Genomic DNA, 22,793 nt, shown 5'->3' on the forward strand with positions numbered 1-22,793 from the left:
TTCGCTCCGCCTACGACAGCGCGCCCAGCACGCCCCTCGTCGCCTTGTCGATCTCCTCGACGTAGCGGCGGCGGGCGAAGGTCTCGGTGAGGAAGCCGACGACCTTGCGGCTGTCGGTGGAATCGACCACCGCCAGCATCTCGGCTTCCGCCTCGTCGAACACCGCCATCGCCGACTTCACGTTCATTTCCGGGATCAGCACGATCTCGGTCAGGCGCGCGAGCTCGATCACCTGGATGTCGTCGGCGATGCTGTCGAGATCGCCGGAGAACAGGTCGGGGAGCAGGACGAGACCGACATATTCGTCCGCGTTGTTGACGATGACGACTCCCGGCCGCGAGCCCAGCGCGAATTCGCGGCGGACCGCGGCGATGCTCGTGGTCGAGGGCACCTTGCCGACGTCGGAGCGCATCAGCCGCTCGACGGTGAGGTTGCGCAGCCAGCCGACGTCGTTGGCGCTGCGGATGGTCTCGCCGCGCAGATGCAGCCGCCAGGTCGAGAAGGAATGGCCGAACATGAAACGGACGCAGATCGAGGTGACGATGCAGCCGGCCAGTACCACGGCCGTGACGTCGACATTGCGCGTCATCTCGAGCACGAGGAACGACATGGTCAGGGGGCCGCCGACAATGGCGACGCCGAGCGTCGCCATGCCGGTCAGCATCGCCACCAGCGGGTCGATCACGAAGTTCGGGCTGATCAGCAACAGCACCGCGGCAAAGAACTTTCCGATCAGGCTGCCGACGAACAACGAGGCGAAGAAAAGACCGCCGCGAAAGCCCGAAGCGAGCGAGATCAGGCAGGCTGTCACCTTCAAGGCGATGATCAGCGCGATCAGGCCGATCGCCATGTCGTGAAACAGATCGAGCACCATGGCGCCGTGACCGGCCGCCAGCACCTGCGGCGTGACGATGGCAAAGCCGCCGACGATCAGGCCGCCGACCGCCGGGCGCAGCCAGACCGGCAGCCAGGCGAACAGGCGCTCGAACATCGAGGACGAGCGCATCACGGCAATGCCGACGCCGCTGGTGATGAGCGCGAGACCGATCAGCGCCAGATATTGCTCGACGCCGACGGCGCTGACCTTGGGTATCTCCAGAGAATATGGCGCGCCGCCGAGCCACTGCGCGGTCAGCGCACCGGCAAGCGAGGCGGCCAGGATCGGCGCGGCGCTGCCGACCGAGTAGACGCCGACGATCAATTCACATGCGTAGAAAGCGCCGGTGATCGGCGCACCGAAGGCTGCGGCGATCGCGGCAGCCGCGCCGCAGCCGACGATCAGCCGCAGATCGTTGCGGCGCAGATTGAAGAATTTGCCGAACAGCGAGGCGATGCCCGAACCGATCTGGGTATAGCCGGCCTCGAGGCCGACCGAGGCACCGCAGCCGTTGGAGATCAGGGTCTGGCTCGACACCACCACGCTGTCGCGCATCGACAGATTGCCACCGCGCAACGCGTTGGCCTCGATCGGGTCGACCGCATTGGATATCTTCAGCTTTCGCCGCCACCATTCCATCACGCCGAGCAAGAGACCGCCGAGCGCGGGCGCAATCATCGCCGCCCAGGGACTCACATAGGCGTTGGCCGAGAGGCGCACGTCGATGGGAATGCCGTAGATCACCATGTGGGCGATCTGCGCGATCTCGGCCATCAGCGTCACGATGGCGCCGGCCAGCGTGCCGATCACGAGCGCCAGCGGGATCAGGTAGAACTCGTTGCTGCGCAGGAGCGCGCGCAGCCGAACCATGACGCGGTTCGATCCCTTGCCGTCGACGATGTGCCTGAGGCGCACCAACACCGTCTGCCCGCCCTACCCTTCCGACAGTCCATAGCCGGCCATGCGCTGGCGGACCCGTTCGATCTCGTCGCTGGGAAGCAGCGGCGGTGTCCCGATCTGGAGACAACCATGATATTGCCGCGCCAGCGTCTCGACCTCGACGGCGAGCCACATCGCCTTGTCGAGCGTCCTGCCGATCGCGATCATGCCGTGGTGGTCGAGCAGACAGGCAAGCCGCCCCTCCAGCGCCCGCACCGCATGCCCGGACAGTTCCGCCGTGCCGAAGGTCGCGTAGGGCGCGCAACGGATGCTGTCGCCGCCCGCAGCGGCGATCATGTAGTGCACGGGCGGGATCTCCATGCCCATGATCGCCAGGATGGTGCAATAGGTCGGATGGGCATGGACGACGGCGTCGACGTCGGCGCGCGACTGCAGGATGTCGCGATGGAAGCGCCATTCGCTCGACGGCTTCTGACCGGGCGCGTGCGCACCGTCCATCGCCATGAACACGATCTGGTCGGGCGTCATGGCCTCATAGGGCACGCTCGTGGGCGTGACCAGAAGTCCGTCCGCATGTCGGACGCTGATGTTGCCAGAGGTGCCCTGGTTGATGCCGAGCGCATTCATGCGGCGGCAAGCGTCGATGATGGCCTGTCTCTTTGCGAGCTCGTCCGCTGTCATCGACATCCCGGTTTCACCTCGACTTACTGGCGATGGGCGATTGCCAGACGGGGAGTACGTCAAAGCAATATGGCAGCGCAAGCGAAAGCGGCCCGGATCGGCGGCCGTCTTGCCGACGGCCTCGCCGGCCCTCGAAATAGGTCGTCAAATCAACAGATTACCGGACAATCGCAAATCTAGGACAGGCTTGCCCGAACGGCCGCGATCCCGTTGATCACGAACTGCACCGAATAGGCCGCGAGCAGCATGCCGAGCACGCGCGAGAGCACGGCATTGCCGGTCCGCCCGAGGCTGCGCGCGATCAGATGAGCCGAGACGAAGCAGAGCATGCAGAGCAGGCAGACGGAGACGACGACCGCGATGATGATCGCGAGCCTCGCCCCATAGCCGGCATCGCCCGTCAGCAGCAGCGTGGTCGCGATCGCGCCCGGGCCGGCCATCATGGGGATGGCTAGGGGGAATACCGCGACGTCGGAGGCATGCTCCGCGGTGGCCTTGTCGGCCTCGCGCGCCTCCCGATGCGGACGGTCGCCGAAGATCATCTGGTAGGACACGCCGAACAGCAGGAGCCCGCCGGCGATCTGAAAGGCGGGGATGCCGATCCCGAGCTGGCGCAGCAGCCAGTTTCCAGCCAGCGCGATCACCACCAGGATCGACGCCGCGATCAGCGGGGCACGCCATGCGACGGTGCGCTTGACCGCGTCCGGCATGCCCCCGGTCGCGGCCAGGAAGGCCGGCGCGAGGCCGACGGGATCAATGACAAGCAGGAGCGTCACAAAAGCGGACAGGGCGAAGTCGAGCATGCGGATGGGTCTCAGGCGAAACGTGGCGCCATCCATAATGGCTCGCGGAGGCCTTCGCGAGGAACAATTGCCCTCGCAGAGTCTTGATCGCGCGTGGATTGAGGATGGGAACGCATTCCCGTTCTCCTCAAGAGGAGGATTTATGGCTAAGCAAGCAAAGAAACGTGCGAACGCGAAAAAGACCGCGGCGCGCCGTCCCCGTCAGGCGCCCAAGATGCTGAGCGACCTGTTCCTGGAGACGCTGAAGGACATCTATTACGCCGAGAACAAGATCATCAAGACGCTGCCCAAGATGGCCAAGGCCGCCCATTCGAAGGACCTTGCGGCGGCCTTCAACAAGCACCTGCGGGAGACGCAGGGCCAGGTCAAACGCCTGGAGCAGATCTTCAAGATGCTGGACAAGCCGGCGCGCGGCAAGCCGTGCGAGGCCATCAACGGCATCACCGACGAGGGCGCCGAGATCATGAAGGATTTCAAGAACGCCCCTGCCCTCGACGCGGGCCTGCTCGCGGCCGCGCAAGCGGTCGAACACTACGAGATCTCCCGCTATGGCACACTGCGCACCTGGGCCGAAGAGCTCGGCATGCCGGAGGCGGCCAAGCTGCTCCAGGCGACGCTGGACGAGGAAGAGGCGACCGATCACTCGCTGAGTGAGCTGGCAACTTCGGTCATCAACCTCGAAGCGGAACAGGAATACCGCGAAGCCGCCTGATCGGCGCGGCTCGCCCAATTGTCGCCTTCGACGCCGCGGACCATCTCCGCGGCGTCGATGCGTCTGGCTGCAAGGGCCTCTTCCGGTTCGAGAGGCTGGCATGCCCAGAACGCGCGGATGCTGGAATTTCGGGGAACCCTCCCCATATCCTCGCTTTCCAACCCGCAGCGCCTTCCCCGAGTTTTGCCATGCAACCCAAAAATCCCCTCGACTGGATGCTGTCCGAAGCCCTGGACCAGCTGACGCGCGCCGATCGGCTGCGCCAGCAGTTCGGCCGCCAGGACGCCTGCTGGGAGCCGCCGATCGACGTGCTCGAGACCGAGCATGAGCTTTTGATCCTGGTGGCGCTACCCGGCGTCAATCCGGACAATGTCGAGACGGTCATCCATGACGGCGTGCTCGTGGTGTCCGGCCAGCGCACGCTTCCGCCGGAGCTTCGCAATGCCCGCATCCACCGGCTCGAGCTGCCGCAGGGGCGTTTCGAGCGCCGCATAGCATTGCCCCTCGGCCGCTACGCCATCAGCCGCTTCGTGATGGACGGCTGCGTCGCACTGCGCCTCGCCAAATCCTGAGGTCGATCATGGCCACCGAACAGATGAACAATTCACAGAGCAATTCCACCGAGTCCGACGTGAAGATCCCCGAAGACGCACTGATCATCATCCCCGTGCGCGAGATGGTGCTGTTCCCCGGCGCCATCGCTCCGATCGCGATCGCGCGGCCGAAGTCGGTCGCCGCCGCGCAGCAGGCGCTGCGCGAGCAGCGGCCGGTTGGCATCGTGCTGCAGCGCAGCCCGGAAACCGAAGAGCCCGGAGCGGACGATCTCTACCGGGTCGCGACCATCGCCAACATCGTGCGCTACATCACCGCGCCCGACGGCACCCATCACATCGTCTGCCAGGGTGTGCAGCGCGCACGCATCCTCGACTTCCTGCCGGGGACGCCGTTCCTGGCTGCACGCTTCCAGCAAATTCCGGAGCCCACCACGAGCTCGCCCGAGATCGAGGCGCGCGCGCTGAACCTGCAGCGCCAGGCGATCGAGGCGATCGAGCTGCTGCCGCAGGCGCCGCCCGAGCTGACCGCGATGTTCCAGAGCACTACCGCCCCCGGCGCGCTCGCGGATCTGGCGACGTCGTTCATGGACATCAAGCCGCAGGACAAGCAGGAGGTGCTGGAAACCATCGACCTCACCCTGCGCGTCGAGAAGGTGTCGAAGCATCTGGCCGAACGGCTGGAGGTGCTGCGCATCAGCAACGAGATCGGCCAGAAGACCCGTGCCAGCTTCGACGAGCGGCAGCGCGAGGCGATCCTGCGCGAGCAGATGGCGACCATTCAGCGTCAGCTGGGCGAAGGCGACGGCAAGGCGGCCGAGGTCGCCGAGCTGACGGCTGCCATCACCAAGGCCAACATGCCGCCCGAGGCGGACGCGCATGCCAGGAAGGAGCTGCGCCGCTACGAGCGCATGCCGGAGGCCGCCGGCGAAGCCGGCATGGTCCGCACTTACCTCGACTGGCTGATCGAGCTGCCCTGGGCGCTGCCCGCGGAGAAGCCGATCGACATCAAGGAGGCGCGCCGCATCCTCGATGCCGATCATTTCGGCCTGGAGAAGATCAAGAGCCGGATCATCGAATATCTGGCGGTGCGCAAGCTGGCGCCGCAGGGCAAGGCGCCGATCCTGTGCTTCGTCGGCCCGCCCGGCGTCGGCAAGACCTCGCTGGGACAGTCCATCGCACGTGCGATGGATCGCCCCTTCGTGCGCGTCAGCCTCGGCGGCGTGCACGACGAGGCCGAGATCCGGGGTCACCGGCGGACCTATATCGGCGCACTGCCCGGCAACATCATCCAGGGCATCAAGAAGGCGGGCGCACGCAACTGCGTCATGATGCTGGACGAGATCGACAAGATGGGCCGCGGCGTGCAGGGCGATCCCTCCGCCGCCATGCTGGAGGTGCTCGACCCCGAGCAGAACGGGACGTTCCGGGACAATTACCTGGCCGTGCCCTTCGACCTGTCGCGCGTGGTGTTCATCGCAACGGCCAACATGCTGGACCAGATTCCGGGTCCGCTGCTGGACCGCATGGAGCTGATCAGCCTCGCCGGCTACACCCAGGAGGAGAAGCTGGAGATCGCGAAGCGCTATCTGGTGCGGCGACAGCTGGAGGCCAATGGCCTGACGGCCGAGCAGGCCGAGATCACGCCGGAGGCGCTGAAGCTGGTCGTCAAGGGTTACACCCGCGAGGCCGGCGTGCGTAACCTCGAGCGCGAGATCGGCAAGGTGTTCCGGCACGCCGCGGTGCAGGTCGCCGACGGCTCGGCTGCGAAGGTCGTGGTGACCGCCCAGGACATCGCCACCGTGCTCGGCCAGCCGCGCTTCGAAGGCGAGATCGCGCAGCGCACCAGCATTCCAGGCGTGGCCACCGGCCTTGCCTGGACGCCGGTGGGCGGCGACATCCTGTTCATCGAGGCCTCGCGCGTGCCCGGCCGCGGCGGCATGATCCTGACCGGTCAACTCGGCGAGGTCATGCGCGAGAGCGTGCAGGCCGCACTGACGCTGGTGAAGAGCAAGGCGCCGCAGCTCGGCATCGATCCGCAGCTGTTCGAGAAGAACGACATCCACGTTCACGTCCCCGCGGGTGCAACCCCGAAGGACGGACCGAGCGCGGGCGTTGCGATGTTCACGGCGCTGACATCGCTGCTCACCAATCGCACGGTGCGCAGCGACACCGCAATGACCGGCGAGATCTCGCTGCGCGGCCTGGTGCTGCCGGTCGGAGGCATCAAGGAGAAGGTGGTCGCGGCGGCCGCGGCCGGATTGAAGCGGGTAATGCTGCCGGCGCGCAACAAGCGGGACTATGACGACATCCCGCAGAGCGCGCGGGACAACCTCGAATTCATCTGGCTGGAGCGCGTCGACGAAGCCATCGCCGCAGCGCTGGAGCCTGTCGAGGCGCAAGTCGATGCGAAGGTCGAAGCGGCGGAGTGAATGCGATGAAGAAACTGCTGGAAAGAGCGAAGAGATCGCGCAAGGCGCAGCGGCTGCGCCAGCTGCTCGATCGTGCCATCGACGGGGTGCGCGATGCGCTCGCGGGACCCGAACCCCGGCTACAGCCGGTCCCGGTCCGGGTCAGGCGCCGCAAGGGCTGAACCCCTCCGCTTCAGCCCTTGCGGTTGTCGAACGTATAAAAGGCCCCCTCCTGCGAGGGGGCCTTTGCGTTATCAGGCCACAGCGTCCTTGGCGGCCTTGACCGGGCGGGCGCGGACGATCTTCCGGGCCGGCTTGGCCTTGAACATCATCTCTTCACCCGTGAACGGGTTGGTGCCCTTGCGTGCCTTGGTCGCAGGCTTCTTGATGACCACGAACTTGGCGAAGCCCGGCACCAGGAACAGGCCGTTCTTCTTGAGCTCCTTGTGACCGACCTCGGTCAGCGTCTCCATGACGTTCTTGACGTCGCGCTTGGAAAGCTCGGTGGTGGTCGCAATCTTTTCGATCAGCTGCGATTTGGACATTTGGGTTGCCATCGTGTCTCCTCTGATTCGTTGACGGCTGCATATTAGACAAACCGGCGAAGGCCTGTAGCCTTCTGCACAGTTTTATCGCGGTTTTACGGGCTTTTTGGCCCTCTGTGGCAAAAAACCCTGCTTTTTAGCTACTTCCTGAGCGGGAGAAGCCTCGGGCAGCGGGTTTTGCCTTGTTTCAAAGGCCCGCACGCAGCCTTGCTAAAGCTGATTCGCTGCTTTCGACAAGCGACGACCGACCTCTTTGTGGGAGGCCGGTCGCATTTCACCCTGAAAAATAAGGCTAGATGCGCTCGATGATGATGGCCGGCGCCATGCCTCCCGCGGCGCACATGGTAACGAGACCGCGCTTGAGGTCACGGCGCTCGAGCTTCGTCGAGCACGGTGCCGATCAGGATCGAGCCGGTCGCGCCGATGGGATGGCCGAGCGCGATCGAGCCGCCGTTGACGTTGACCTTGGCGCGATCGAGCTTGAGATCGCGGATATATTTTTCCGCAACCACCGCAAACGCCTCGTTGATCTCGAACAGGTCGATGTCGTCGACGGTGAGGCCCGCCTTTGCCAGCACCTTGCGCGTCGCCGGCACCGGCGCATTCAGCATCAGGGTCGGCGAATCCCCCATGTTCGCCATCGCCACCACGCGGGCGCGGGGTTTAAGGCCATGCGCCCTGGCGTAAGCCGGCGAAGCGAGCAGGATCGCAGCGGCACCGTCGACGACGCCGGACGAATTGCCGGCATGGTGCATGAAGTCGATGTCGAGGTCAGGATATTGCTGGAGGATCAGGCCGCGATAGGTCGTACCCTTGTCGTCGATCGCATAGTCGGCGATCGCAGGAAATGCGGGCTTCAGGCTGCCCAAGCCTTCCATCGTGGTCTGCGGCCGCGGATATTCTTCATGGTCGAGCGCGAGGCTGCCGTCCTCGCGATGCACGGGAACGAGACTCTTCTTGAAATGGCCGCCGGCAATCGCGAGGCCTGCGCGCTTCTGGCTTTCGAGACCGAGCGCGTCGACGTCCCTTCGCGTGATGCCCTCCAGCGTCGCGATCGCATCGGCGCAGACGCCCTGATGTGATTGCGGGTGACGTGCGCGCAGACGCAGATTGCCGCCGTCCATCATCATCGGACCGCCGCCGCGCCGCCCCTCCATCGACATCATCTCGCAGCCGCCGGCGATGACGAGGTCTTCGGCGCCCGCCATGATCGAGGATGCGGCCATGTTGACGCTGGTGATGCCGGAGCCGCAGAAGCGATCGAGCGTCACGGCGCTGGCGCGCACGTCGTAGCCGGCATCGAGCGCCGACATGCGGCCGAGGTCGCCGCTTTGCGTCGCGACCTGCGCGCTGCAGCCCCAGACGATGTCGTCGACGTCGGCGGTGTCGATGCCGGTGCGATCGGCGAGCGCACGCAGCACGGTCGCGCCGAGCTGCTGCGGATGAATGCCCGAGAGTGCTCCCTTGCCGGCCTTGCCGACGCCCCGCGGCGTGCGGCAGGCATCGATGATGAGTGCATCGGTCATTGGCGTTGTCCTCTTGTTGTCGGTGTTGGGAGGCGTTGTGAATCAGGGGAAAGGTTGAGTCAATCTGCGGCGCCGGACACCCTCTCTGCAAAAAGGTGAAAAACAACCCCATGCAAAGTAGAAACGCCACTTCCGCCTGCGGCGCGCTGATACCGGCGAAGTGATTGGCTTGTCAGGCTAAACTGAAACAGTCGCGCAATCTTGCGTCACCGCGCCCCGTGTGCGGGAAGAGACGGATTTTACGCGCGGCGGAAAATCCGGGATGGGAAAGGCAGCTACGCCCCCGCCGCGTTCTTCGCGATGACGTTGCGATAGAAGCTGGCGCTGAGTTTCGGCGTACGCACCTGGGTGTCGAAATTGACGTGATAGAGCCCGAACCGCTTGCTGAGCCCGAACACCCATTCGAAATTGTCCATCAGGCTCCAGAGAAAATAGCCGCGCACCGGCACGCCTTCCGCAGTGGCGCGCTGGAGCTGGGCGAGATAGTTGCGCAGATACATGATGCGGTCGGTGTCGTAGATCTTGCCGTCTTGCGTCACGACGTCGTCGCTGGAGGTGCCGTTCTCGGTGATGTAGATCGCATCGGTCTTCCAGATCTTTGCCGCCAGCTTCGGCACCCAGTAGATCGTCTCCGGCGCAATGCGGAGCCAGTCCGAGCTCATGTGCGGGAAGGATTTCGGGATCGGCAGCGGCATGAAGCCCGCGCCCTGGTCGGACGGCACCACGTAGTTCTGCGGCGCGTAGATGTTGAGGCCGAGAAAGTCGACCGGCGATCCGATGATCTTCAGCTCGGCGTCGGTGTATTTCGGCGCATCGGCGCCCGCATATTTCAGGAAGGCGTCGGTGTATTTCCCCGTCATGATAACGTTGAGATAGCCGGCATTCATCTCGCGCAGCGCGATCTCGGCGGCGCGGACGTGCTCGGGCGTGTCGATCGCGGGAACGCAGACGTCGATGTTCTCGGCCGGTCCCACCCTGGTGCCGCGGCGGCCGTGCGCCCGCACCGCCTGCACCGCGAGCCCGTGCGCGAGCGCGCTGTTGTGCCTGATCTGGTTGACCTCCGCTTGCGGCAAGGTCACGCCCGGCGCATCGATGCCGAGGCCATAGCCGAACTGGACGAAGCGGCCGCTCTCGTTCAGCGTGAACACGTTCTTGACGCGATCGGTCAGATGTTTGGCGACATAGCCCGCATAGTGGCCGAAGATCTTGCAGGTCTCGGTCGAGCGCCAGCCGCCGAAGCGATCCTGCAGCGATTGCGGCAAGTCCCAGTGATACAGCGTCATCCACGGCTCGATGCCGTTCTTCAGGAGCTCGTCGACGAGGCGATTGTAGAAGTCGATTCCCTTGGGGTTCGGCTTGCCGTCGCCGTCCGGAAATACCCGCGGCCAGGCCACCGAAAACCGATAGGCCTTGCAACCGAGATCCTTGATGAGCGCGATATCCTCCTTGTAGCGGTGATAGTGCTCGTTGGCGCGGTCGCCAGTCGAGCCATCTTCGATCTTGCCGGGGATACGGACGAACTTGTCCCAGATCGAGGCCCCTCGCCCGTCCTCGTCGACCGCACCCTCGACCTGATAGGACGAGGTCGCCGTGCCCCAGAGAAATCCCGCCGGAAAGCCGCCGCGTAGAGCCGCGGCCGGCCTGGCGCCAGCCCCTTCAAGGGGGCTTGCGATTCCGGCTGCGGACAATCCCGCGATTTTCGCGAACTGGCGACGCGAGACCTCGGCCGACATTGGTACTGCTCCAAGCAGGTTCGTTGGGGCGGCACAATGGCGGGTCGCGGGCGGTTTGAGAAGCGGGCGGGCGCAGAATGAGGATGCAGAATTGCGCAGTCCCGGGCGCGACATCTGGATGCAGGCACCTGGCGGATTGCCCCCGGGCGCCCGCGATTAGCGCGAGCGCTTCGGCAGCTTCGGAAGCTTGCCGGGATTGAACGCCGGGACCTGCGCGGGTCGTTCAGGTGCCGGTGACGGCTGCTCCGTCGGAATGAGCGTTCCCTGCAAGACTATTCCCGGCGCCTGCGCGGCCGTCGCCGTGTAAGTCGCGATCTTGCCGGCGCACGTCCCCGCGATGTCCAGCGTCAATTCGTCATGGACGCCGAAGATCGTCGCACGCCCATCGGTGTGACGCTTCGTCGACACAGTGGCGGTGAAGCGGTCGCCGTCGACCTTGCAGGAGCCGTGATACGTCATCAGGCTGTCGCGGCCCCAGATCAGGCCGTCTGCGAGATGAACGATCCCGGTGCCCTGGTCGAATGGCGTGTTGAACCACGCCGCGTAGGTACCGTCCTTCAGCATTGGGGGCAGTCTCCCCTGTCTTCCGTATTCCCCCGCCGATCATCCGCATAGTGGACGCTAAGAAAGCGTTAATCACGCAGCCCGTGCCGATCCGGCCGGCCCCTTCGCAGCCCGGCCTCAAGATCTTCGATGATGATGTGAAGCAAACCCACCGCCAGCGGATCCGTGACCTCCCGCTCCAGACGCCGATAACGCGCGATCTGGAACTCCTGCTCTCTCACTTGGTGCTCTGTCATCGGACGGGCCCTCCGATGAATTGACGCGGAGACAGCCCAGCAGTTTCGTTACAATTTTAGGATCATTTGCGATGGTTTCCGATCGGTTAAGGGCGACGCGGCGTCAACATCTGGCCTGGAAAGGCGGAGTTTGCTCGGGTGGGACTTTGCTACGGGCAAAAAAACGACGTGGTCCCAACAGCGCTGCACATCCCGGAAACTAGTTGACTAGGAAACTACGTAGGCATATAGTTTCCTAGTAAACTGGATTTCACGATGCCACCCGATGTTCCCGAACTCACTTCGCATTTGGGCTATTGGTTGCGCCACGTTTCCAATCACGTGTCCTATGCCTTCGCCCGGAAACTGGCAGCAAGAGATGTGACAGTCGCCGAGTGGGCGGTGATGCGCGTCCTCTACGACCGAGAACCAACGCCACCCAGTCAATTGGCTGATCACATGGCGCTGACGCGCGGCGCTGTTTCCAAACTCGCAGATCGGCTCATTAGCAAGGGTCTCATCGTCAAAGCGCAAAACGCGGATGACGGCCGGGCTCACAGATTGAAATTGACGAAGACGGGGATGAGCTTGGTCCCCCAATTGGCGGCGCTGGCCGATCAGAACGAAACCGAGTGCTTTGCGCAGATGCCCGACCATGATCGTCGGGCGCTCGAACGCATTCTCAAAAACACGGTCGCCAGGCTCGGCATTGTGACAATACCGGTCGAATAGGTGAGCAGAATGGACGACGGTTCAAAACAGATCGCAGAGCGTTGTTTGCGCGGCGCGCAGGACGGCTCGATGACATTTCCACAAATCGTCGAAGAGTTGATCGATGGCGGCTTCGAGAGCTACACAGTTGATTATCGTACTTCGAGAGCGATCTACTACAGACCGGACGGTGACAGCGTCGAACTGACCACGCACCGCCATGCGGTCGCCATTGCGGGAGCCTTTGACGCTGACGCAGTCAAGGCGGCCATTAAGGAGGCGCAGCTGCTTGTGCCTGGTTACACCTACGAAGGTTTCTGCAAAAAAGTGATGTCTGCCGGATGTGCGGGTTACATCGTGTCATTCAGCGGTCGGCGTGCACTTTATTTCGGCCGCACGGCTGAAACGCATGTTGAACATTTTCCTCAATAATCGTTGCAGCGCGGACTTAACCAATGATCGCATCGACCATCAGCTTCTTGTTGCAAAACCTTCCTGCCGTGCTGTTCTTGCTCGCGCTTCTGATAGCGGCTGCAACACGAAGGGACGGCCCGGCCGTCGAGCGCTTTCTATCATGGATCTTGCTGCTTCCCATTGGCGTCACAGGACTTTGGGCCGGGGCTTTCCATATCTTCCTTCCCAAAACGGCTGCCGCACTCATTGGCTGGCAAGTGAGCCCGTTCCAATTCGAGGTTGGCATGGCCGACTTCGCCATCGGTGTTACGGCCTGCATCGCATTTTGGCGCGACCTGAGCTTCAAAGCCGCGTCGGTCTGCGCTGCGTCCGTCTTCTTGTTGGGTGATGCAATTGGACACATGAGAGAGATGGTCGTGGCCGGAAATTTCGCGCCGGGAAACGCCGGCGTTCCGTTTTATATGGATATCATTGGTCCGCTGTCAGCCATCGCTCTCCTGTTCGTCGCAAGCCGCCGAGAGAATGTGCGGAATCTTTGATTATCTTGCCAATGCACTGGACCCCTTTCCAGCTCCGACATTCGCAAATCATCACCGACACGGTCTCCGGTGTCACGGCACGTCGCCGGTCCTGCGGCTCCCGCCGATGCTGTGGGGCTTGTTGAGGAAGAATTCGCGATTGCCGAGCGCCGCTTCCGCGTATTGGTCGATCGCGACCTGGATGGCCTCGATGTGCATCCGGCACCAGCCCTCGTAACAGGACAAGCGCCGCGCATGATCGAGAGCCTTCAGGAATTCCGGCGGCTCCTTCATGTCGGAGAAGTAGGTCGGCATCTCTCCCTTCATGCCCGTGCCACCTCTCGCGGCGGCACGAGACGGCGCTTCTCGACATGGACGCGCGGCGGCGTCGGCCGCCGGCGGGGAATGAACAGGCTGGCGACGACGATCGGGTCGGTATCGCCGAGGGCGGCCCGCTCCCGGACGAGCCCGCTCATCACGGTGCGCATCTTCATGACCTCCCCGGCCACGAACGTGCAGTCCTCGTCCCGATTGATCTGTTCATGCATGATGGCTTCGGCCTCACGCATGCTGACACGTAACGCCCTGATGATCTTACGGATTTCATTGATGCGGTTGTCCATAGCTGGCTCCCTGGCTGGACGCCCAGCATAAGAACAAATCATGAACATTTAGTCAATCGGCTTAAGGTAGAACGGGAGCGTGCCAACACCGCATCACGGCCCGGCGAAGCATACGTCAGCTTCGCCGCCGGGTTCAGAACGTCACCCGCATCCCCGCATAAAATGCCCTCGGCCTGGCCGGGCTGAGCGAGCGCGGGTCGTTGAAGTCGGCGCCGGTGGTGAAGTTGGGCAAGGCTTCGCGATCGAAGAAGGTGCCGTAGGTCGCGTAGCGCTTGTCGAAGACGTTGTCGACGCGGCCGTAAAGCTGGACGTTCTTCGCCACCTGATACGAGGTGTGCAGATTGAACACGGCATAGCCCGGCAGCTTCGCATACTGGTTGGATTCGTCGCCGACGAAGTACTGGCTGGACACGTAGAGGGCGTTGCCGCCGACCTTCCAGACATCGGTGACGGCATAGTCGATGCCGAGCTTGATCCGGTGACGCGGGATCGCGGGGAGCTGATTGCCGGGCAGGACCTGGATGTTGCCGTCGCCGTCGGCGAACGGGCTGTTCGAACCGATGGTCAATGCGTCGAGGAAGCGCGCGTCGACGAAGGCGTAGCTCGCCTGGAATTGCAGCGTCGGCGACTTGATGTTGACCTCGGCCTCAAGCCCCTGCCGCCGGGTCCGGCCGACATTGGAGAAATAGCCGAAGCCGGTGCGATCGGGAACGGGGATGGCGACGATGTCGTCGTAGTTCGTGGCGCGGAAGCCGCCGATCTTCCATCCGAGCGAGCCGATGTTCAGCTCTTTTGTGCCGCGAAAGCCGGCCTCGACGGTCTTGGAGACAACCTGCTTCAGCGGCGGGTCAGAGACGAGAAACGCCGCGATGAGACAGGGACGGGCCGGATCGGAGCAGCCGAGCTCGAGCGGCGTCGGCACCCGGTTGGCCTCGGAATAGCCGGCATAGGCGGTGAGCTCCGGCGTGATCTTGTAGGTGCCGCCGATCACCGGATTGAAGCGGGTGAAGGTGTGGTCGCCGTTGAGATCGGCACCGAGCTGATCCTCCAGGGTGATGCGCGCGACATTGAACCGGCCGCCGCCCGTGAGCGCGAACGCGTCCGTGACGTTGAACGTGTCCATCGCGTAGAGGCCGTTGTATTGATTGACGGTGCGCAGCGAGACGGGCCCGGCGATGGGGTCCGGTGTGCCGGTTGGACCCAGGAAAACGCCGCTGCCGCTGACGACGTAGTTCTCGCCCATCGAACCAATCTCGGCGGTGGCATTGTAGCGCGTGACGCTGGCGTCGTAGGTCGTGCCCATCACGAAGCGGTTGTCGTGCCCGAACAATTGATCGGTGTTGGTGGCCTGCCCCGACACGCCGAAGGTCGTCGAACGGATAGACCCCCGGTCAATCTCGCCGAGGATCGTTCCCGGAGCATAGGGATTGGCAAGCTGAAGGCCGTTGACGCCATTGGCGGGCGTGGTGTCGTCCCCGAAACACAGCAGCCCCGGATCAGCACCGCACTCCTGCGCGTCGGTCGGATTGCCATCGACGATCTTCTGCTCGTACCTGCGCACATGGGCAGTGCCTTCGAGCGTCCAGGTCGGCGTCGCATCGACCTTGCCGGTCAGGTTGAGATAGCCGACGCGGTTGGATGTGGTCTGCGGTGTCGTGTAGGTCGCCCCCCAATATTTATCGAGCAGCTCGGCGGGAACGGTGGCGCTGGCGCCGAAATCGTTCTTGGCAACGCCCATGTTGGCGTGGAATTCGCTGTCGCCGGCCTTGTAGCCGACATCGCCGTAGAAGCGCCGCACGGTCGATTGGGAAAAATTGCGGAAGCCGTTGTCACGCAGGCCTTCGAGCGCGGCGTAGACACCATAGTTCTTGTCGACCTGCTTGCCCCATTGCGCCGAGCCCTGGATACGGCCGAACGAGCCACCCATGAGATCCAGCTCGGCGCCCTGATAGGTGAAGCCGTCCTTCATCTGCAGGTTGATGGCGCCGCCGAGCGCATTGAGGCCGAAGGCGGGATTGTTGGTCACCAGCGTCACCGACCGGATCGCGGCGGTGGGGATGAGGTCCCAGTTGACGGCGTCCGAGAAGGCTTCGTTGATGCGGACGCCGTTCTGGTACACCGCAAGCCCTTGCGGCGTGCCCGTCACCGGCGAGGCGACGAAGCCGCGGAATTCGACATCCGGCTGGAACGGATTGCCGGTGACCTCGCTGATGTTGATGCCCGCGATGTTGTCGCGCAGTGCGTCCGTGACGTTCAGCGAGCCGGTGCGCCTGATCTGGTTGGCATCGACGGCGTTGATCGCCGACGGGACCTTGTCGACTTCCAGGCCGCGGCCGGTGCCCGGCGAGGTCGGATAGACATACATGCGTGTTTTCGGAGCGGCAGACGCCGGCGCTCCAATGCGAGCGACCGGTCGCGACGGCGCAGTGCGTCTCGCGGCCGGCGGCGGTGCGGTAATCTCGATCGCCGGCAGATTCTGGACGTTGGTCTGCTCGTCCTGCGCGGCGACCGCGTCAGTCGCGACGACTATTCCCGTTGAAATTGAAAATATGATGAGACCACGAACGCCCATTCCCGTCTCCACCCGTCGCTTCCGGCTATCTTGTTTCCCCGCCGGTTGAGTGAACGATACAGGTCAACGGTCGAAAAGCACCAGCCGTAAAAGGTCCGGCCCGTCCGGCGCAAGAATTCCCGGTCATATCGGGAATTATTCCCGATCCGCCAAGCGGCGCGAGAACGAGCTCAGTGTGCCGCACCGGGAACTATTCCCGGCCGCCGCGAGATTTTTGGCCGAACTTCGCGAAGGACCTCTGTGCAATCCTTGCCCGACTTCGCGGCGAAGCCGCGAGTCATTCATCCGTAGACTCACCCCGCCCTTGTGGCGGGGTGCTTTTACGGCAAGCAAAAATGCGGGAGGACATGATGGCTCATCCACAATGGGCTCGCTTTTTCATTCGGCCGTCGAGGCTTTTTCCGAGGTGGCAAAGATCCTGGACCAGCCTTGTCGTCGGCCTCGGCGTCGCCGCCTCGATCACAACGGCCCCTGCCCAGGACGCAGGAAAAAGCCCGACGTCGGAAAGCATCAAGGCCGCCACCTCCCGGGTCGACAGCAACTACATCAAGGCCAACACCGCAACCTCCAACAACTGGCCGACGATCGGCCTCGACTACGCGGAGACCCGCTTTTCGAAGCTCAACCAGATCACGAACGACAACGTCAAAAGCCTCGGCCTGGTCTGGACCTATAATCTGGAATCTTCGCGCGGCGTGGAGGCTACCCCCGTCGTCGTCGACGGGATCATGTACCAGAGCGCTTCATGGAGCGTCGTGCACGCCATCAACGCAAGCACCGGCAAGCGGATCTGGACGTTCGATCCGCAGGTCAATCGCGAAATCGGCTACAAGGGCTGCTGCGACGTCGTCAATCGCGGCGTCGCGCTCTACAAGGGCAAGGTGTTCGTCGCCGCCTATGACGGACGGCTGATCGCACTCGATGCGGCAACCGGCAAGAAGGTCTGGGAGAAAGACACGCTGATCGACCATGAGCATTCCTACACCATTACCGGCGCGCCGCGCGTCTTCAACGGCAAGGTGGTGATCGGACAGGGCGGCGCGGAATATGGCGCGCGCGGTTACGTCACGGCCTACGATGCCGAGAACGGCAACCAGCTCTGGCGCTGGTTCACCGTGCCCGGCGATCCGTCGAAGCCGTTCGAGGACGAGTCGATGGAAAAGGCGGCCAAGACATGGGACCCCGCCGGCAAATACTGGATCAATGGCGGCGGCGGCACGCCGTGGGATACGATCACCTTCGATCCCGACCTCAACCTCGTCTATATCGGCACCGGCAACGGCTCACCCTGGAACCGGAACGTGCGCAGCCCGGCCGGCGGCGACAATCTTTACCTCGCCTCGCTCGTGGCGCTGAACGTCGATACCGGAAAATACGTCTGGCACTACCAGGAAACGCCCGGCGATCACTGGGACTACACCTCGACCCAGCCGATGATCCTCGCCGACCTCACCATCGACGGCGCACCACGCAAAGTCATCCTGCATGCGCCCAAGAACGGCTTCTTCTTCGTGATCGACCGAACCAACGGCAAGTTCATCTCGGCAAAGAATTTCGTCGATGTGAACTGGGCGACCGGCTACGACGCCAACGGCCGTCCGATCGAAGTGCCGGCCGCACGCGGTGATGCTCCCTATGATTCGATCCCGGGCCCCTATGGCGCTCACAACTGGCATCCGATGTCGTTCAACCCGCAAACCGGGCTGGTCTATCTGCCGGCGCAGAACGTTCCGCTGAACCTCATTCCGGAGAAGAGCTTCAAGCAAAATGCCGCGACGCCCGGCAAGTTCGGCGGCACGACCGGCTGGAATGTCGGCTTCGTTCTCAATGGGGAGCCGCCCAAAAGCCTCCCGTTCGGGCGCCTGCTGGCTTGGGACCCCGTCAAGCAAAAGGAGGCCTGGCGCGTCGAACACCCCTCGCCCTGGAACGGCGGCACGTTGACCACGGCCGGAAACCTCGTGTTCCAGGGCACGGCCGACGGGCGCTTCGTTGCCTATGATGCCACGATCGGAAAGACGCTGTGGGAGACTCCGACCGGGACCGGCGTCGTGGCGGCGGCGTCGACTTACATGCTCGACGGCGTGCAATATGTCTCGATCGCCGTCGGCTGGGGCGGCGTCTATGGCATCGCGCAGCGGGCGACCGAGCGGCAAAATCCGGGAACGGTCTACACGTTTGCACTCAACGGCAAGGCGCCGTTGCCGGAGTTCGTGAAGTACCAGACCGAAGGTCTGCTTCAGGGCGTGAAGTACGACCCGAAGGACGTGCCCGAGGGAACTGCGCTCTATGTCGCGGCCTGCGCCACCTGCCATGGTGTGCCCGGCGTCGACAAGGGCGGCAACGTCCGCAATCTCGGTTATGTGCCGGCAGAGGAGATCGCCAATCTCAAGGACATCGTCTTCAAGGGTCCGTTCCGCGACAAGGGCATGCCGGATTTCACCGGCAAGCTGACGGAAGCCGATGTCGTGAAGATACAGGCCTTCATCCAGGGGACGGCCGACGCGATACGTCCGAAGAAATGAAGGACGAGCGCGGCTGCGGCAGAAACTGCCGCAGCCGCCTCATCCGGCGTTTCAAGACAGCCCCAATCATTGCAAGTGGCAGCTTCCAGAGGTTCCATTGAGCTCGATCCTCGTCGTCGACGACCACCCCATCATCGCGGAAGCCTGTCGCATCGTGCTGGGAGATGTCGAGGACGTCGTCGCAGCGCGTGACGTGCCGAGCGGCTACGAGGCATTTCTCGAGCACCGGCCCGGCGTCGTCATCCTCGACCTCACCTTTCCCGGAGAGGCATTGGGTGGCGTCGACCTGCTGCACCGCATCTCCTCGGATGCGCCGCTCGCACGTATTCTGGTCTTCAGCATGCATGCCGACGCCAACATCGTCGCCTCCGCAATCAAGGCCGGAGCCATCGGATATCTGCTCAAGGACTCCTCGCCTGACGAGCTTCCAAGGGCGGTGCGGCAGGTCCGGCTCGGCCACCGTTATGTCGACGAGCGGATCAATCTGCGCGGCGTGCCCCTGCCCGATCGCGTCGACACCGGTGCAATCGCCACGCTGACACGACGTGAAAAGCAGGCGCTCAGCCTGCTTGGCGAAGGAACATCCTATTCCGCCATTGCGGAAGAGCTGGACATCACGCCTCGCGCCGTCGCCCGGCTCATCAAGCAAGCACGAATCAAGCTCGGCATCCGTCGTACGAGCGATCTGCTCCGTCGCGCCCGCGCGCTGGCCGGCGGAGACGATACGACCAATTGATATTGAGCAACCTGCCCTCTTGCAGAAGCTTCCGATCCGTCAGGCCGCCACCGTTGGAACCAGCGCCTCGACGGTCAGCCCGCCATCGCCTGAGACGACGTCGAGCGTACCGCCGAGCGCCAGGATGCGCTCGCGCATGCCGACGAGGCCGAAGCCGAGCTTCTGTCCCGGCTCCATGCCGCGGCCGTTGTCGCTGATCCGCACCCGGGCGCAACCACGGCCGCCGGCGTGCTCGACCGGTTCGATCACGACATTGACCGCCGTCGCGCCGGCGTGGCGGAACACGTTGGTGAGGGCCTCCTGCACGATGCGGTAAATGGTGAGATCGGCGGTTTCGCCGATCGGGCCCAGCGCGGGCGAGATCGTGGTCTCGATCGCGACGTCAGGATGCGACTCCCGCCACAGCCGCAACAGCGATTCCAGCGCCTGGCGCAGGCCGAGTTCGGCGAGCCCCACCGGCCGCAGCCGCTCCAGCACGCGGCGATTGAACTGCTGCAGCGCGTTGATCTGCTCCATCATGGCGCTGCCGTGCTTTCTCACGGCGTCCGCGCTCGGCGCCCGTCCATCCGCCTGCTTCGCCAGCGCGCTGGCGTGCGCGCGCAGCGAGAACAAATACGGCCCGAACTCGTCATGCAGCTCGCGCGCGATCTCCTTGCGCTCGACGTCCTGGAGCGACACCGCGCGCTCGGCGAGACGCCGCTTGTCCTCGACGGCCTCACCGAGCGTGGCCGCGAGATGGTTGAGCTTGCTGCAGATCGCGGCCAGCTCAGGCGCGCCGCCCGGCTCGACGCGCGCCTGATAGCGCCCGTCCTCGAGCTCGGCCATCATCTGCGCCAATGACTGAAGCGGAGCGAGCGCGCGGCCGACCACATTCATCATCACCAGGAACAGCGCGAGCGCGATCACCGAGCCGACCTCGAGCTGGGTCACGATGCCGTCCCAGATCTCGGCGATCTCGTCATTGGGATGCGAGGTGATGACCAGCGAGCCCGGCTTGCCGTGGATCGCCACCGGAACGCTCACCGCCGTCTGCTCGGAGTGAACCAGGCTGACGAACCAGGCCGGCGGTCCGCGCGTGTCGTCATCGGCATCGGGCCGCGGCGGCGTCAGCGGGTTCCCGCCGGCATCCTCGAGGAAATGCTGACATGGCGCAGGCGGCTGAGATCGCGCGCGATCTGGGTCAGCCGCGCATCCGGATCGGGGGCTTCGTTGAGATCCGCCACGATCATCTCGATGAACTCGCGCGCGAGCCGGATCACGCTCTGGTCCTCGGCTTGCACGCGGGGACCTGCTTCCGCGACCTGGCGGCCGATATTGACGGCGAGCCCCAGGGCCAGCAAAAGCGCCAGCAGCAGGTTGATACGCGCGCGCAAGGATAGATTTTGCCACATTGGTGCCGCCAGTCCCTCGCGAAGGTTGGCCCACGCCTGTCCGATGACGTTGACAGAGGCGAAGCGCCCGATATCTAATCGAAAGCGTACAGCAATCCCGGCCGGGTTGCATGACCCGACATGAGACACGCGTGTCCGTCTCGTTCGGGGCCTCATGCGGCGCAAACAGGCCGAAGCTGTCACGGGGAACGCCTATGCGCATTCTGATCGTCGATGATCATCCCATCGTCGCCTCCGGCTGCCGAGCCGTGCTGGCCGACGAGGGCGAGATCGAGATCCTGGAGGCCGCCGACGCGGAGGACGGCGAAGGCGTCTTCATCGTCGAGCGCCCCGACCTCTGCATCATCGACATCAACCTGCCGACCGTCTCCGGATTCGAGCTGGCGCGCCGCATCCTGGAGCGCGCGCCCGAGGCCCGCATCATCATGTTCAGCATGAACGACGATCCGGCGTTCGCCGCGCGCGCGATCGAGTGCGGCGCCAAGGGCTACGTCTCCAAGACCGGCGACCCCGACGATCTCGTCGAGGCGATCCGCGCCGTCGGCGGCGGCGGCACTTACCTGCCTACGGCGATCGCCCGCAGCATCGCCTTCGCGGGGCCCACGCTGGCGCAAAGCCCGCTGTCGAAGCTGAACGCGCGCGAGATGGAGATCTTGCGGCTGCTCAGCGCCGGAAAGAGCCTGTCCGAGATCGCCTGGCTGGTGCAATCGTCCTACAAGACCGTCGCCAACACCTCCTCGATCATGCGACAGAAGCTCGGCGTAAAGACGTCGGTCGAGCTGGTGCGATTGGCGATCGACAGCGGCGTCGCCTGACGAGACGCGCCACCACGAATTCGGTCACACAAGCGTTGCAATCTTGATGTGGTTTGACGCCACGGAGCATTTCGGCATATGACGATCCAGACTGTCTCGACCAACACATCCTACGGCGGCGTGCAGGGCGTCTATCGCCATGCCAGCCAGGCGACCGGAACCGACATGGTGTTCTCGGTCTATGTGCCCCCGCATGCGGCTGGCGCCAGGCTTCCCGTGGTCTGGTACCTTTCCGGCCTCACCTGCACGCATGCCAACGTCACCGAAAAGGGCGAATTCCGCAAAGCCTGCGCCGAGCTCGGCCTGATCTTCGTCGCGCCCGACACCTCGCCGCGCGGGCCCGACGTCCCCGGTGATGCCAACAACGCCTATGATTTCGGCCTGGGCGCCGGCTTCTATGTCGATGCGACGCAGGAGCCGTTCGCACGCAATTACCGCATGTGGAGCTACGTCACCGACGAATTGCCAAAACTCGTCGCCGAGAATTTCCCGGTCGATGCCAAGCGGCAATCGGTGATGGGACATTCGATGGGCGGACACGGCGCGCTGACGGTCGCGCTTCGCAATCCGCACCGCTATCGTGCCGCCAGCGCCTTCGCGCCGATCGTGGCGCCCTCGCAGGTGCCGTGGGGCATCAAGGCGCTGACCGGCTATCTCGGGCCGAACAAGGATGCATGGCGCAACCATGACACGGTGGCGCTGATCGAGGACGGGGCGAAGTATTCCAGCTTCCTGGTCGATGTCGGCGATGCCGACAATTTCCTGAGGGAGCAACTGCGTCCCGAACTGCTGGAGGCCGCCTGCGCCAAGGCGAACATCCCGCTGACGCTGCGGCGGCAGCCCGGCTACGACCACAGCTATTATTTCATCTCGACCTTCATGGGCGATCATCTGCACTGGCATGCGGAGAGATTGAAGGGGTAGTGGCGCGGCTCTCACTTTCCCCTCTCCCCGTTCTTACGGGAGAGGCGAA

The 22,793-nt window shown here is 64.0% G+C and carries 21 protein-coding genes and 2 pseudogenes; 11 read left to right on the forward strand and 12 right to left on the reverse strand.

Annotation, left to right across the window (positions count from 1 at the left end):
• Positions 1-10: 10 nt before the first annotated feature.
• The 3 genes from ACQ86E_RS04760 to ACQ86E_RS04770 form a co-directional block, all read right to left on the reverse strand.
• Positions 11-1,798, reverse strand: coding sequence for a chloride channel protein (locus ACQ86E_RS04760; protein ID WP_431204424.1), 1,788 nt, complete (start codon positions 1,796-1,798; stop codon positions 11-13).
• A 12-nt stretch (positions 1,799-1,810) separates the two neighbouring features.
• Positions 1,811-2,464, reverse strand: coding sequence for a class II aldolase/adducin family protein (locus tag ACQ86E_RS04765; protein ID WP_431204425.1), 654 nt, complete (start codon positions 2,462-2,464; stop codon positions 1,811-1,813).
• A 170-nt stretch (positions 2,465-2,634) separates the two neighbouring features.
• Entirely contained in the window at positions 2,635-3,261 is a 627-nt protein-coding gene (locus ACQ86E_RS04770) for a MarC family protein (RefSeq protein WP_431204426.1), read from the reverse strand.
• A gap of 142 nt (positions 3,262-3,403) precedes the next feature.
• On the opposite strand from ACQ86E_RS04770, the gene ACQ86E_RS04775 reads away from it, so the two are divergent.
• The 4 genes from ACQ86E_RS04775 (at position 3,404) to ACQ86E_RS04790 (ending at position 7,117) form a co-directional block, all read left to right on the forward strand.
• A complete protein-coding gene (locus tag ACQ86E_RS04775; RefSeq protein WP_431204427.1) occupies positions 3,404-3,973 on the forward strand; it encodes a ferritin-like domain-containing protein in 570 nt (189 codons plus the stop codon).
• Between the two features lie 188 nt (positions 3,974-4,161).
• Positions 4,162-4,545 (forward strand): Hsp20/alpha crystallin family protein, encoded by a 384-nt coding sequence (locus tag ACQ86E_RS04780; protein ID WP_431204428.1) that lies wholly within the window; start codon positions 4,162-4,164, stop codon positions 4,543-4,545.
• A gap of 8 nt (positions 4,546-4,553) precedes the next feature.
• Entirely contained in the window at positions 4,554-6,956 is a 2,403-nt protein-coding gene (gene lon, locus ACQ86E_RS04785) for an endopeptidase La (protein WP_431204429.1), read from the forward strand.
• A gap of 5 nt (positions 6,957-6,961) precedes the next feature.
• Positions 6,962-7,117: a hypothetical protein gene (locus tag ACQ86E_RS04790; RefSeq protein ID WP_167527488.1), complete on the forward strand. Its 156-nt coding sequence runs from the start codon at positions 6,962-6,964 to the stop codon at positions 7,115-7,117.
• A gap of 72 nt (positions 7,118-7,189) precedes the next feature.
• Here the strand turns inward: ACQ86E_RS04790 and ACQ86E_RS04795 are convergent, their stop codons facing one another.
• The 5 genes and pseudogenes from ACQ86E_RS04795 to ACQ86E_RS04815 all read right to left on the reverse strand — a co-directional run bounded on the left by ACQ86E_RS04795 (position 7,190) and on the right by ACQ86E_RS04815 (position 11,539).
• Positions 7,190-7,492 (reverse strand): HU family DNA-binding protein, encoded by a 303-nt coding sequence (locus tag ACQ86E_RS04795; protein WP_431204430.1) that lies wholly within the window; start codon positions 7,490-7,492, stop codon positions 7,190-7,192.
• Positions 7,493-7,772: 280 nt separating this feature from the next.
• A pseudogene (locus ACQ86E_RS04800) lies at positions 7,773-9,006 on the reverse strand (acetyl-CoA C-acetyltransferase).
• Between the two features lie 275 nt (positions 9,007-9,281).
• Entirely contained in the window at positions 9,282-10,739 is a 1,458-nt protein-coding gene (locus ACQ86E_RS04805) for a GH1 family beta-glucosidase (RefSeq protein ID WP_431204431.1), read from the reverse strand.
• A 156-nt stretch (positions 10,740-10,895) separates the two neighbouring features.
• Positions 10,896-11,303 (reverse strand): hypothetical protein, encoded by a 408-nt coding sequence (locus ACQ86E_RS04810; protein ID WP_431204432.1) that lies wholly within the window; start codon positions 11,301-11,303, stop codon positions 10,896-10,898.
• Positions 11,304-11,371: 68 nt separating this feature from the next.
• Positions 11,372-11,539 carry a hypothetical protein gene (locus ACQ86E_RS04815; protein ID WP_431204433.1) on the reverse strand — a complete coding sequence of 56 codons (168 nt, stop codon included), beginning with the start codon at positions 11,537-11,539 and terminating at the stop codon, positions 11,372-11,374.
• Positions 11,540-11,794: 255 nt separating this feature from the next.
• Between ACQ86E_RS04815 and ACQ86E_RS04820 the strand changes: the two genes are divergently transcribed.
• Genes ACQ86E_RS04820 through ACQ86E_RS04830 form a run of 3 tightly spaced genes read left to right on the forward strand, consistent with a single transcriptional unit; the run spans position 11,795 to position 13,182 of the window.
• On the forward strand, positions 11,795-12,250 hold the full coding sequence (locus ACQ86E_RS04820) for a MarR family winged helix-turn-helix transcriptional regulator (protein ID WP_431204434.1): 456 nt from the start codon (positions 11,795-11,797) through the stop codon (positions 12,248-12,250).
• A 9-nt stretch (positions 12,251-12,259) separates the two neighbouring features.
• Positions 12,260-12,661, forward strand: coding sequence for a DUF1398 domain-containing protein (locus ACQ86E_RS04825; protein ID WP_431204435.1), 402 nt, complete (start codon positions 12,260-12,262; stop codon positions 12,659-12,661).
• Between the two features lie 23 nt (positions 12,662-12,684).
• Positions 12,685-13,182, forward strand: a complete 498-nt coding sequence (locus ACQ86E_RS04830; RefSeq protein WP_431204436.1) for a DUF6790 family protein — start codon at positions 12,685-12,687, stop codon at positions 13,180-13,182.
• A gap of 72 nt (positions 13,183-13,254) precedes the next feature.
• Here the strand turns inward: ACQ86E_RS04830 and ACQ86E_RS04835 are convergent, their stop codons facing one another.
• From ACQ86E_RS04835 to ACQ86E_RS04845, 3 genes are all read right to left on the reverse strand, one after another.
• A complete protein-coding gene (locus ACQ86E_RS04835) occupies positions 13,255-13,488 on the reverse strand; it encodes a hypothetical protein (protein WP_015684657.1) in 234 nt (77 codons plus the stop codon).
• Positions 13,485-13,784, reverse strand: a complete 300-nt coding sequence (locus ACQ86E_RS04840) for a hypothetical protein (RefSeq protein ID WP_431204437.1) — start codon at positions 13,782-13,784, stop codon at positions 13,485-13,487. The genes ACQ86E_RS04835 and ACQ86E_RS04840 overlap by 4 nt, the downstream gene beginning before the upstream one ends.
• Before the next feature lie 133 nt (positions 13,785-13,917).
• Complete coding sequence (locus ACQ86E_RS04845) at positions 13,918-16,356, reverse strand: TonB-dependent receptor (protein ID WP_431204438.1); 2,439 nt, start codon at positions 16,354-16,356, stop codon at positions 13,918-13,920.
• A 347-nt stretch (positions 16,357-16,703) separates the two neighbouring features.
• Here ACQ86E_RS04845 and ACQ86E_RS04850 point away from each other — a divergent pair, with 347 nt between their 5' ends.
• Together ACQ86E_RS04850 and ACQ86E_RS04855 are read left to right on the forward strand one after the other, a co-directional pair.
• The gene (locus tag ACQ86E_RS04850; protein WP_431204439.1) at positions 16,704-18,878 is read left to right on the forward strand and encodes a PQQ-dependent dehydrogenase, methanol/ethanol family; all 2,175 of its coding nucleotides are present in this window, start codon (positions 16,704-16,706) and stop codon (positions 18,876-18,878) included.
• A gap of 97 nt (positions 18,879-18,975) precedes the next feature.
• Positions 18,976-19,614: a response regulator transcription factor gene (locus tag ACQ86E_RS04855; RefSeq protein ID WP_431204440.1), complete on the forward strand. Its 639-nt coding sequence runs from the start codon at positions 18,976-18,978 to the stop codon at positions 19,612-19,614.
• 39 nt (positions 19,615-19,653) lie between these two features.
• On the opposite strand, the pseudogene ACQ86E_RS04860 reads toward ACQ86E_RS04855, so the two are convergent.
• Positions 19,654-21,005 (reverse strand): annotated as a pseudogene (locus ACQ86E_RS04860) (histidine kinase).
• A gap of 194 nt (positions 21,006-21,199) precedes the next feature.
• Here ACQ86E_RS04860 and ACQ86E_RS04865 point away from each other — a divergent pair.
• Both ACQ86E_RS04865 and fghA read left to right on the forward strand, forming a co-directional pair.
• A complete protein-coding gene (locus tag ACQ86E_RS04865) occupies positions 21,200-21,820 on the forward strand; it encodes a response regulator transcription factor (RefSeq protein WP_015684653.1) in 621 nt (206 codons plus the stop codon).
• Between the two features lie 78 nt (positions 21,821-21,898).
• Entirely contained in the window at positions 21,899-22,744 is an 846-nt protein-coding gene (gene fghA / locus ACQ86E_RS04870) for an S-formylglutathione hydrolase (protein WP_431204441.1), read from the forward strand.
• Positions 22,745-22,793: the final 49 nt, after the last annotated feature.

It is taken from the genome of Bradyrhizobium betae, assembly GCF_050632175.1.
Lineage (GTDB): Bacteria > Pseudomonadota > Alphaproteobacteria > Rhizobiales > Xanthobacteraceae > Bradyrhizobium > Bradyrhizobium betae_B.